At 47.8% G+C, this 11,894-nt stretch carries 12 protein-coding genes; 9 read left to right on the top strand and 3 right to left on the bottom strand.

Going from position 1 to position 11,894, the window contains the following annotated elements; all coding sequences use genetic code 11:
• Nucleotides 1-77: 77 nt before the first annotated feature.
• The 6 genes from B5M13_RS06225 (at nt 78) to B5M13_RS06200 (ending at nt 6,609) form a co-directional block, all read left to right on the top strand.
• The gene (locus tag B5M13_RS06225; protein ID WP_245859807.1) at nt 78-866 is read left to right on the top strand and encodes a sialate O-acetylesterase; all 789 of its coding nucleotides are present in this window, start codon (nt 78-80) and stop codon (nt 864-866) included.
• A 71-nt stretch (nt 867-937) separates the two neighbouring features.
• Nucleotides 938-2,206, top strand: coding sequence for an MFS transporter (locus B5M13_RS06220; protein WP_080054856.1), 1,269 nt, complete (start codon nt 938-940; stop codon nt 2,204-2,206).
• Between the two features lie 86 nt (nt 2,207-2,292).
• Nucleotides 2,293-3,540, top strand: coding sequence for an MFS transporter (locus tag B5M13_RS06215; protein WP_080054855.1), 1,248 nt, complete (start codon nt 2,293-2,295; stop codon nt 3,538-3,540).
• A gap of 114 nt (nt 3,541-3,654) precedes the next feature.
• Complete coding sequence (locus tag B5M13_RS06210) at nt 3,655-4,065, top strand: hypothetical protein (RefSeq protein WP_080054854.1); 411 nt, start codon at nt 3,655-3,657, stop codon at nt 4,063-4,065.
• 196 nt (nt 4,066-4,261) lie between these two features.
• Complete coding sequence (locus B5M13_RS06205) at nt 4,262-5,371, top strand: family 20 glycosylhydrolase (protein WP_080054853.1); 1,110 nt, start codon at nt 4,262-4,264, stop codon at nt 5,369-5,371.
• An 11-nt stretch (nt 5,372-5,382) separates the two neighbouring features.
• A complete protein-coding gene (locus B5M13_RS06200) occupies nt 5,383-6,609 on the top strand; it encodes a DUF5009 domain-containing protein (RefSeq protein ID WP_080054852.1) in 1,227 nt (408 codons plus the stop codon).
• A gap of 94 nt (nt 6,610-6,703) precedes the next feature.
• Here the strand turns inward: B5M13_RS06200 and B5M13_RS06195 are convergent, their stop codons facing one another.
• From B5M13_RS06195 to B5M13_RS06185, 3 genes are read right to left on the bottom strand one after another with little or no spacing between them, the layout of a single operon-like run.
• Nucleotides 6,704-7,048 carry a YciI family protein gene (locus tag B5M13_RS06195; protein ID WP_080054851.1) on the bottom strand — a complete coding sequence of 115 codons (345 nt, stop codon included), beginning with the start codon at nt 7,046-7,048 and terminating at the stop codon, nt 6,704-6,706.
• A 4-nt stretch (nt 7,049-7,052) separates the two neighbouring features.
• A complete protein-coding gene (locus B5M13_RS06190) occupies nt 7,053-7,472 on the bottom strand; it encodes an ester cyclase (RefSeq protein WP_080054850.1) in 420 nt (139 codons plus the stop codon).
• A 51-nt stretch (nt 7,473-7,523) separates the two neighbouring features.
• Nucleotides 7,524-8,417, bottom strand: coding sequence for a helix-turn-helix domain-containing protein (locus B5M13_RS06185; RefSeq protein ID WP_080054849.1), 894 nt, complete (start codon nt 8,415-8,417; stop codon nt 7,524-7,526).
• Between the two features lie 534 nt (nt 8,418-8,951).
• On the opposite strand from B5M13_RS06185, the gene B5M13_RS06180 reads away from it, so the two are divergent.
• The 3 genes from B5M13_RS06180 to B5M13_RS06170 all read left to right on the top strand — a co-directional run bounded on the left by B5M13_RS06180 (nt 8,952) and on the right by B5M13_RS06170 (nt 11,706).
• A complete protein-coding gene (locus B5M13_RS06180; RefSeq protein WP_080054848.1) occupies nt 8,952-9,653 on the top strand; it encodes a DUF6843 domain-containing protein in 702 nt (233 codons plus the stop codon).
• A 423-nt stretch (nt 9,654-10,076) separates the two neighbouring features.
• Complete coding sequence (locus B5M13_RS06175) at nt 10,077-10,934, top strand: Rpn family recombination-promoting nuclease/putative transposase (RefSeq protein ID WP_080059820.1); 858 nt, start codon at nt 10,077-10,079, stop codon at nt 10,932-10,934.
• Nucleotides 10,935-11,196: 262 nt separating this feature from the next.
• Nucleotides 11,197-11,706 (top strand): hypothetical protein, encoded by a 510-nt coding sequence (locus B5M13_RS06170; protein WP_080054847.1) that lies wholly within the window; start codon nt 11,197-11,199, stop codon nt 11,704-11,706.
• The last annotated feature ends 188 nt before the right edge of the window (nt 11,707-11,894 follow it).

Genomic DNA, 11,894 nt, shown 5'->3' with positions numbered 1-11,894 from the left:
TAGAAACAAAATTCACTATTTTTCTCATTTTAACAACTTAAACTCAGCAAATCCCTGATTAATAAACCATTTGATATATGTCAACTAATTTAATTTTCTTAATGAGCGGATGCTTGCTGACCCTGTTTACCATCAAACAGGATGTACCTCCCCGGCTCCAGATTTTTCTGCTCATCGGTCAATCCAACATGGCAGGCCGAGGTGATCTCGATGCCGAATCGAAGAAAACCAATCCTCGAATATGGATGCTCGACAAAGCACTAAACTGGATGCCAGCCAAGGATCCGATGCATTTCGACAAACCCGATATTGTGGGTGTAGGGCCCGGCCTGAGTTTCGCTAAACGACTCACCGATACCTACCCTGACCTAAACATCGGTCTGGTTCCCTGCGCTGTTGGTGGTTCTGGCATCAATGTCTGGAAACCGGGAGCCTATTATGAACCTACCAAATCACATCCGTACGATGATATGCTGGTTCGGGCCAAAAAAGCCCTTAAAAATGGGGAGTTGGCCGGTTTTATCTGGCACCAGGGAGAGTCAGATTCCGACCCGGAAAAAGCGCTTGAGTACGAAGAAAAACTTACTGAGCTTGTTCAACGGTTACGAAAAGATCTCAATGCGCCCAATGTACCTTTCGTAGCTGGAACCCTGGGCGATTTTGTCGTCAATCGTAATGCTGATGCCAAAACGGTTAATGAAGCTATTATGGAAGCAACCAGGCAGCTTCCCAATGCCTATTATGTGCTTTCGGCAGGTCTGTCTGACAAAGGAGATGCCACCCATTTCGATACTGAATCGGCCCGTATTCTTGGCCAGCGCTACGCCGATATTTTTATTCAGAAGAAATTATTGCAGACCAAATAAAGCCTAATCTTCTTTGGCCATTTTGTAATATTGCAGAATTGTTTCGCTCTCTTAACCTCTGATACTGCCGCATGGCTGTTCCCACTGTTTCCTCAAAATCTCAATCATCTACGGTTGGACTGTTCAGCCTGCCGGTTATTGTCGCTGCGCTAGGCTACTTTGTCGATATTTATGACCTTCTACTGTTCGGCATCGTTCGCGTTCCCAGTCTGAAAGACCTTGGCCTCGCTTCCGATCAAATATCAAGCGTTGGTGCTACTATTCTGAACTGGCAAATGGGCGGTCTACTTTTGGGGGGGATTCTGTGGGGTGTTCTGGGCGACAAGCGTGGGCGGCTTTCGGTATTGTTTGGCTCCATCATTACGTATTCCATTGCCAACATTGCCTGTGGGTTTATAAAGCACATCACGTTTATGGACCCCATCACCTACTACGCGCTCATGCGTTTTATTGCGGGCATTGGGTTGGCGGGTGAATTGGGGGCGGGGATTACGCTCGTTAGTGAAGTGTTGCCGAAAGAAAAAAGGGCCATTGGTACATCGCTGGTAGCGGGAATCGGATTGTTCGGCGCTGTAGTTGCGTATTTCACGGTCAAACTTTTCGACTGGCAACTGGCCTTTTTTGTTGGCGGAGGTCTGGGCTTTGGCCTGTTGCTCCTACGGGTGGGGGTGGTCGAATCGGGGATGTTTAAAGACGTATCGGACCAAAAGCACGTAAGTCGGGGCGATTTTCTTTCTTTTTTCACCAACTGGGATCGCTTGAAGCGCTACCTCAAATGCATTGGTATCGGTTTACCAACCTGGTTTGTCATTGGCATTCTGGCTACGTTCAGCAACGAGTTTGGCAAAGCACTGGGTATCGGCGAAGAGATTCAGCCAGGCTTAGCCATCATGTGGTGTTATGTCGGCCTGGCGGTAGGCGATCTGGCCAGTGGGTTTATCAGCCAGGCGCTGGCATCACGCAAGAAGGCGGTCACGCTGCTTATGATCGTTTCGCTCCTATTCGGCTTAATCTATTTATATACAGGCATTAAAAGTGCCGCAGCTCTGTACGGATTATGTCTGGCCATGGGCTTTGGCATTGGTTACTGGGCTATGTTTGTTACCATCGGAGCCGAGCAATTTGGTACGAATCTCCGGGCTACAGCGGCCACGACGGTTCCCAATATGGTACGGGGTATGGTTATCCTGATGACGAGCCTGTACGGCGATCTGAAACCCTCACTGGGTGTTATCGATGCGGGCGCGGTTGTAGGACTCATTGCGTTTGCCCTTGGTTTCTACTCCATCCTGACCATACCAGAAACCCACGGAAAGGATTTGAATTATCTGGAAGAATAATGGCAGAACCAGGACGATCAGGATGTAAGCGATTTCCTGATTTTCTTTCGTTTATGCATTCCAACAGATCAATCGCCTAAATCCTTATGCATACCCTCTCCTCTACGCCCTCTCGTACGTCGTTACGCCCCTTGTTCACCCTACCCGTCATTGTGTCGGCCTTAGGCTTTTTTGTGGATGTATACGACCTACTTATTTTCAGCATCGTTCGCGTTCCCAGCCTGCAATCGTTCGGCTTGTCGGAAGCAGAGGTGTCGAAGGCCGGAACATTTATCATCAATTTTCAACAGGCTGGGCTCCTGATCGGCGGGTTTGTGTGGGGGGTTTGGGGCGATAAACGCGGGCGGATGTCGGTGCTTTTCGGTAGTATTCTCACCTATTCACTGACCAACATTGCCTGTGGTTTTGTGCAGGATGTGAACACCTATGCCCTGTTGCGGTTTCTGGCTGGCGTCGGGCTGTCGGGCGAAATTGGTGCCGCTATGGTACTCATCTCCGAAATTCTGCCGAAAGAAATTCGGAGTTATGGGTCAGCTATGGTGGCAGGCATCGGCTATCTGGGTGCGGGGCTAGCCTACATGACCGTCGAGTATTTCAGTTGGCGAACGGCCTACTGGGTCGGGGGTGGCATGGGCCTGACGCTACTGCTGCTTCGGGTAAGTGTATTCGAATCAGGCCTTTTCAGCCGCATGAAAACCGAACACAAAGGGGTTAGCCGGGGCAATTTTCTGGAATTTTTCAAAACCCGAAAACAGGCCGTCAAATACTTCCGTTGCGTTACGGTCGGTATGCCTACCTGGTTTATTGTGGGTATACTAGCCACGTTCGCCAATGAGTTTGGGCAGGCACTCGGTATTGCCGACATTGTAAAGCCGGGTCGCTGCGTGATGCTGGTATACGTCGGGCTGGCTGGGGGCGACTTGCTTAGTGGTCCTTTGAGTCAGTGGTTACAGTCGCGTATCAAGGCAATAACGGGCCTACTCATTTTCAGCGCCTTATTGAGTGGAATTTACCTGTTTGGGGGTATCAAAACGGCCGAAGGACTTTACACCATTTGTCTGCTGGCCGGTTTCTGCACGGGGTACATTGCCATGTATTTAACTATGGTCGCTGAATTATATGGCACTAACCTTCGGAATACAGCCACCACATCGGTACCGAGCGTGGTACGCGGGACACTGATCCTGATGACCTTATCCTTTCAGGCCTTAAAACCAACGGCGGGGGCTTTAGTAGCTGCCGGTATCCTGGCGGTAGTTGTCTATGGCTTAGCCTTCTGGTCACTTAGCCAGATGGAAGAAACGTTCGGTAAAGACCTCGACTTTGTCGATTAGTTTCTGCCGTTTATCATCCATTTTGACCGTTTTTCCCGAACAACAGCGGTTCATTTTTGCGTAACCATCATTGAGTTGACAGCTAAAGGTTCTCTAACAATCCTGATCAACTCAATGAAAACGTCCATTAAACTCCTTTCCAGCGCCTTACTTCTGGCCCTTTCCGTATCCGTTGCTACGCCAGTCCTGGCAATCGATGATCACACCAATGCCAAAGCTTTTTCGGCCGTTATGTTTCCAGCCGCCGATGCGTCTAAACTGTGGTTATGCCTTGAAAAATACCAGTCAGATAATAAAGTTCGCCTTGAATTAGTCAACGATCGGGGTGATATTGTATTCGATGAAATTGTCGTCGGAAAGAATAGCAAGCGCAATACGTTCCGCCAGCAGTTCGATATGAGCCAACTTACCGACGGGGCCTATACCTTCCGTATTTCGGCAGGTTCACAAACGGAAGAGTTCTCGTTTAAACTAGCTACCCCTTCTGTGGAGTCTTCTCCCAGCCGACTGGTTGCCATTAAATAACGCTGCGTTAGCTCGCAATACTACCTGATTTACCCACATACCTCTGGCTTTGGCTGGGGGTATTTTTTTGATGAAGGCAATCCCCATCAATTGGAGAAATGAAACTCCAGAAGGAATGATCCAGTTAGATGAACGGTATTTTCAGACATGAACGCGCTTTAATCAGGTAGTCTTCTCCTTACGAAAGCCCATTCCGATGGCCCGAATCAACCTGCTGCTTTGCCTGCTTTTTTTAGTTGTGGCTCCTGTTCGTGCCCAAACAAAGCTGGATAGTTTATTGCCCATCCGTGGATTTTGCATCGCAGCGCCCTTACCCAAACAGCTCGACTCGTTTATTCAATTTATCAACGACGAGTTGGCGCCCCGGCAGGTCAATACCCTGATTCTTCGGGTCGATTACAACTACCAGTTCGACTCTCACCCTGAACTACGCGATAGCATTGCGCTGTCGAAACGGGAAGTAAAAAAGCTGGTGAAAGCCTGTCAGAAACACAATATCCGGCTTATTCCGCAAATTAATCTGCTGGGGCATCAATCCTGGGCTAGTAAAGTCGGTAATCTGCTACGCGTTTACCCCGACTTCGATGAAACGCCCAGCGTAAAAATGCCTGAAAAGTATGTATGGCCCAACGAGGATGGGTTGTACTGCAAAAGCTATTGTCCCCTGCATCCGGGCGTTCATGCCGTCGTCTTTGATTTGGTCGATGAAATCTGCGATGTGTTCGAAACCGATGCGTTTCATGCCGGTCTGGACGAGGTCTTTTACATTGGTCACGACAAATGCCCACGCTGTTCCGGGCGCGATAAGGCCGAGCTATTCGCTGGCGAAGTGACGCAGATCCGTAACCATCTGGCACTAAAAAATCGGAAGCTCTGGATGTGGGGCGATCGACTGATTGATGGCAAAACCACGGGTATCGGTATGTGGGAAGGTAGTTTTAATAACACTCACCGCGCCATCGACCTGATCCCTAAAGATGTAATGATTTGCGACTGGCACTACGAACGACCCGATCAGACGGCTGTTTACTTCGCCATCAAAGGATTGAGCGTAATCACTTGTCCCTGGCGCAAACCCGGTTTTGCCGTTACCCAAACGCAGGATATGGTCCGGTTTAGGAAATCCGTAACGCCCATCATGAAAGAACGATTCCAGGGTATGATGCAAACAGTCTGGTCGGGAGCCGGACCGTTTCTGGACGAATTTTACGGAAAAAACGTGTCGACCGAAGCAGGCGAAAATACTCCTTCCAACTGCTTCAAAGCCCTGTATGACGAGATAGGAAAATTAGGTGCTACAAATTAAATCGTATAAAAATGGTATCCGTTCAATCCTCACCGAACCGCACTAGTCAGGTGGTAAAACGCGTATTCTCGATTGATGTGTTCAGAGCAGTAACGATGCTGACCATGATTTTCGTTAACGACTTATGGACACTGTCGGATATTCCGGTATGGCTCGAACACGCGCACCGGGATCAGGACTTTCTGGGGTTTGCCGATACCGTTTTCCCCTGCTTTCTGGTCATTGTTGGGATGTCGATTCCGTTCGCGATCCAACACCGACTTGCCAAAGGGGATTCGTCTATACAGCTACTCCAACACATCGTACTCCGGTCGGTCGCTTTGCTGGTTATGGGCGTATTCATTGTCAATTTGCCCGATCTGAATGAACAGGCTACGGGTATGCGGTCGGCCTGGTTTCAGATTCTGATGGTCATTGGCTTCTTTCTGATCTGGAACCAATATCCCAAGCGATCGGGTACGGCAAACACGTTATTTATGGGCTTGCAAGCATTGGGAATTGGCATTCTGATCTACCTGGCTATCAAGTTCAAAGGGGGCGATGTTACGCACCTAACGGGTATGACGCCCCAATGGTGGGGGATTTTAGGGCTAATCGGCTGGACGTACCTTACCTGTGCCACGCTCTATCTGTTCCTCCACAAACAGCCTGTTCTGTTAGTCGTCTGCGGGCTGTCTTTTACGCTGCTGAATATAGCTGGTCACGCAGGCTGGTTGCATGCACTTTGGCCTAGTGGTCCACGCAACTGGATTCCCGACAATGGCGCCTTCAATGTATTTGCGTTTGCGGGCATTCTGGCTACGCATTTACTAACGCGCTGGCAACAATCCGGTCGAGCGAAACAAGTGCCTGTGGTGTTTATTGCCCTGGGTATCGTCTTGCTCGTCGCTGGTTTCCTGCTCCGAAATGCCTTTATTATCTCCAAGATTCAGGCCACGCCCACCTGGATTTTCCTTTGCTGCGGCATTGCGTACATCGTCTACGCTGGCGTTTACTGGCTGGTCGATCTACATCAAAGAGCTAACTGGTTCGACTTTATCAAACCCGCCGGAACCAGTACGTTAACCTGTTATCTGATTCCGTATGTGTATTACAGCCTGGCTGCACTATCTAGCCTCGCGCTACCGGCTGTACTGACAACAGGGCTCATTGGTTTAGTTAAATCATTGCTGTTTTCGTTACTGATTATCGGCATTACGGCTGTCCTGGGCAGGTTGTTGATCAAACTTAAACTGTAAAGAAGTCATATGAACCGCCAGGACGCCAGGTCGCAAAACGTATCAAACTACCTTGCGCCTTCGCGTCCTCACGATTCTAGTTGAATCTCACTCATTACATCGTTTCCCGAATCTCGACGAAACCGTCGGTATCCAGCACAGGACAGGTTTTCATGAGGGCCGTAACGTCGTCAAGGCTGGCTGCCTGTAGCAACATATAACCGCCGACAATTTCCAGCTCATCGACCCGGTAAGGGCCATCTGTTACCTGTGGGTCATCAGCCGTTGGGCGAACCACCCGCCCCGATAGCATTAACGCCTGACCACTCAGCCAATACCCGTTGGCAACCAGCCCTTCTATCCAGGATTTCATGGCAAGCTGATGCTGTTGCATGTCCTCGGCAGGCGGAATAACCATTCGCCCGTCGGGTTCACGGACCAAAACGAGGTATGTTTTCATAGGCTTACTCTTGATTAAGTTGCTTTAGAACGGCATATGTATCACGAATACCCCAGTGCTCGATGTATTGACCGTCGCGCAATCGTACGATGTCGATTATGGGAAAGACGATGGCTTTTCCGGTAGCTGGAATACCCATAAACGGGCCGGAGTGGGTAGCGTGAAAGGCTTTGCGGGTCACTACCTTATCCCCTTCAGCAACCTGATCGTAAATTTTAACGCGCAAATCGGGGAAGGCAGGGCGTATTACGTCGAGGATAAACTGTACCATGCCCTCCCGACCTTTAGGCATACCGGCAGGAGCCGTATGGTTGATAAAATCGGGGGCAATTAATTCGTCAAAGGCTTCGAGCCGCCCCTGCTCAATGGCTTCCCTGTTGAAACGGGTAACGATCTGTTTATTGAATTCTGTCTCTGCGTTCATAACGCAAAGCTAGAGGTCTATCGAGCAGCTGTCATTGACCGTTTGTCGGTTTCACGTGTACATTTCGCGGATGTCGGTTCGGAACGCGGTCGGTGTATCGCCCGTCAACCGCTTGAAGAACCGATGGAAGTAAGCCGCATCATCAAAACCCAGTTGCCAGGCAATCTCTTTAGCCGACAGGTCAGTATGCAACAGCAATCGTTTGGCTTCCAGCACCAGCCGTTCGTGAATGTGTTCGATGGGCGTTTTACCGCTCTGCTGCTTGATACGGTCGTTCAGGTGCCCCGGTGACAAATGGAGCAGTTCCGCATAATCGGCTACCTGATGGAGTGTAGCATAATTTTCTTCGATATACGCCCGAAACTGGTTGAGTAAACCCCGATCGGCCAAACTCCCCATTGCCTGAACCTGTTCGGTGTATAGGCGACTTACATAAATCAACAAAACGCTGACGTACGATTGCAGCATTTTGCTTCGCCAGTTTTGGTCGGTGTTAAACTCAGCCAGAATTTTCGGTAGCAGGTCTTCCAGAAACTGTACGTTCTCTGGTTTTAACGTCAGTTCGTGGGCATTATCGGGGTTTTGAATAATGGGCAATTGCCGTAAGGATCGGTTTTCGTCTAACTGGAGATACTCTTCCGTAAACGACAGCATAATTCCTTCCAGCGGTTCGGTTTTTTCCTTCACCTGTACCTGCTGTGGCAACGAAAAATAGAAGGTATTCGGCCGTAAGGTATATGGAACAAAATCGACCCAGTGGCGACTGCTTCCATTGCGCACGAAGCAAAGGAAATAATAGTCTTTCCGATGCGGAATCAGAAAATTGGACCTATGCCGCCGGAATTCCCCGTTCGATTCAACTACTTCGACTATCGTACTCCCCAGGCTACTACTTTGCTGAAGTGAATAAATTGGAATGGCCCTGTCTTTTTCCTGAGCAATCATGGTGTGAGTGGTTAAGGCGTATTGTGTTCAGAACGGTTGGCAATCCATTGTCAAACTTCCTTTCGGGCGGAACAGTTTCGTTGGCATCTGCTCCCGTGTTAAAACGGATATGCTACATGGCCTTTCTTGTACGGACAACCTGATACCAACTATACAGCTCAAAAAAGCCTGTCCATCATGAATCGACCGTTTGATTACATCGCATAATCCGATTTGCGATTTCAACAAGCAAGGTATTTATTTAGCTTGAAACCTAATCGTATTGACGAATACTACAAATCCAATTGTTAGCCGTCTGTAGTTCCGCTAATTTGCGTACAATACTATGTTGGGTGATGCAACAAGCTGAAAAACAACGTAGTGGTCGGGTCTCGGTCGACAGGGCAGTCGTCTCGCGACAGACCGGTTTTGGTTCGTCAGTCGGGTTTCGGTCGACACTAGAAGCCCCGGTTGGGCTACCCTAAAAACTGAGTTTGCTTGGTCTCCTGCGACAAGGCAACCGCTCTTATTAGTGAATACTTTTATTATTAGAGAATGTTGTCAGAAAAGATTAAGTTGAGAAAAGCACTTCTGATCGGCAAAATAGTAGTTGTGCTAGCATTTGTAGTTTCATTAAATCCTTACGTATTATTTTTTACAGTTCCCGTTTTTTTAATAGGTACAATTTTCGTTTGGATCAGTAAGGCTAAACTGAGGACAAAAGTACTTTGGACTATTTTACCCGTTTTATTTTGGTACCCTGCCTTCTTTCTTTTTATGTATTTATCAGGTGTAATTGGTACTGCTACAGCACAGAAATTAGACTTTATTTTTGAAGGCAATTTTGAAGGGAAAGTGCTGGTTGTAGAAAATATGAAGTGCGGACAACCTGTAAACGTAGTTAATGGTCGAGAGCAACTTTTTATACCAAGACATGGCGTTCTACTTTATCAAGGAGAAATAAAAACGGGTTATGTAAACCACAAATACTATAAGATTACAAATGATAAGCAGAAGATTGAATTACCTGAACGGGCAAACTACATGTATTTCGATAGTGAACTAAATAAACCTAATACTAAAGTTACAGGAGTATGGCTCTTGGACACCGGTAAAGGGACAAATACAGGGGGCAAAACTTATAAATTCATGGATTTATTAGTGGCGTCTAAAGACAGTGCTGACAAATACTATGAGTTTGCATATACCAAACGATTTGAGCAATTCACTGACAGTTTAATTAACCACTGTAAATAAAACATACATTAGGTCTAGCTCTCTGTCGACAGGATGCAGGCCGCCCGGTCAGTCGATGCAGCCCAACCGTCAGGGGGTGTAAAGGCGGCAGGTAAGTTCGGTCAAGTAGCTTGTGTCCACGCCATCAACCCCCTGGGTCGTTGGGTGAACAGCCAAAACAGTGGAGTGTTTGTGGGCCTCGTGCGACAGGCCGCACGGCCCGAAAGGTCAGTTTTAGGTTCATTAGGCTGTTTTCGGTCGACAGGCCACACGTCCCGCTACAGGGCGGTCTTGACTCGTTGGTCAACTTCAGTTGACACGAGAAACGCCCTGGAAGTAGTCAAAAAAGTGAGTTTTTTACGTAGCGTACGACAGGGTATGCGATCTGACAGGGCAAACGATCCGCCAAAATCGGAAAGCGCATTGATTAAGTATCTTTGTGGAATGGAAACAGGTATTTACATTCCCATTATTTCGGACTACGGTTTCAAAGCCACTTTTGGTAACGAAGCCGACAGTTTGTTTTTGCGTACCGCCTTACAGGCACTAATCAAGTCGGACACGCCCATTCGAGAAGTTAGATTTGATAAGAACGTGTTTGAGGCACTGACCATTGACAGTCGGAGCGGTATTTTTGATTTGGCTTGTACTGATGAAAATGGTAGTCAATTTATCGTAGAAATGCAGTTAGGGTTAGCTCCGCATTTTGTCCAAAGGATGAAATTTTACGCTTTGCACAAGTTCAACACAATAGTGGAGCGGGGCGAGTTTGATTACGCTAACCTGCCCAAAATCTACGCCATCGCCATTTTAGCGAAGAGCATTTTACCAACTGCTCATTTCCATACAGTGGCTAATCTACGAAGCGAAGCGGGTGAAATCATTGACACTCAGATGACGTTTATTACGGTAGAATTGGCTAAGTTCAACAAGCAATTAGCCAAGATAGAAACTGACTTAGACAAACTGGTATACACCATGAAGACGCTTCATACAACCGAACCCACGCAATACCCTGCTTTCTGGAACGAAGAATGGCTAAAGCGGGCCATTGATGAGTTGGACACTCGGAAGATGACTCTGGAAGAGCGGGCGTACTTTGCGCGTGTAACAGCGGCCAACGCTGAAGCGGTTAAAGCTGAGAAAAAGCGGATTGAAGAAGCCGAGGAACGTAGAGAAAACCTTGTAAAAAGCGAAACCGTCAAAAATCTTTTGAGTTTGGGCGTTTTGACAGTCAGTCAAATAGCCCAAACCGTCGGCGTAAGTGAAGAACTGGTTCGCAAAATCTCCGGCGACAGATAGCACGTCCCCAAGTCAGAGTTTGACAGCCCAACCTTCCATGTGTGTAAAGGCTCCTGCGTCGCCATCAGTCCCTGTGGTCGTTGAATGAACACACAAGCAGTTTCTGGCGGGGCGGGTTTCGGCGGACAAATTGTATGTCTCGCAAGAGCAAGTCTGGGCTTGCATTTCCGGGTTCTTGCAACACAGTAAACGCCCTTTCTTAGAAAGGTTTTTGCTCGTTGGGCAACTTGCGACTGACAGGGTAAACGTATTCCCTAATCAAATGACAATTCAAGAATTAGCAGAACAAGAAACTCTATTGTACTCAGAGATAATTGAGTTGTGTCAGCCACAAACACCGAAAATCGACGACAGATTAAAACAGATATTTGCTGAGTATAGGGAAGTACATCAAGCCTATGCTGACATGGCAAACGTAGACATTGAAGCCTTAAAAAGAGGTCTGTTTATTCAGTGGTACGCAATGACAGAGCCGAGTTATTTAACTGGTATTGACGGCATCAATAAACAAGATAGCGAGAAAATCATACAGGTTCTAAAGGAGATAGTTGCCGCTAGGCATTTTGATTACGAACTGGCTTGGATGCTGACCTACTATTTGAATTGGCCGTTCGCTTTTGAGATTTACAACAATTTTAAAGACTTCGACTGGAGTCTGATAAATGGTGAAGCCAACAGCTTGCCAGAAACAATTGACCGTGAGGCCATGAAGCAACGCGGACAGATGGGTGTTTATTTGAATTCGCTAAGTCGATTCCGCAATAGTAATTAAACTCGTGCGATAGGAAGCTCGTCCCGAGGCTAAGTTTGCAGCCCAACAATCACCGTGTTCGCGGGTGACCGAATCCAGTATAACTGTTAAATTAGCCTTGGGGCGAGTGTTTGATAATCAGTAAGCTGTTAACATTCCATCCAACCGAGGCCGCAAAAGCTCGCATCGGGCCGTGCCCGTTGTCCGTT

It is taken from the genome of Spirosoma aerolatum, assembly GCF_002056795.1.
In the GTDB taxonomy this organism is placed as follows: Bacteria; Bacteroidota; Bacteroidia; order Cytophagales; family Spirosomataceae; genus Spirosoma; species Spirosoma aerolatum.
Note: the sequence above shows the minus strand (reverse complement) of the source record. Positions and strands in the feature narration are given on the sequence as shown.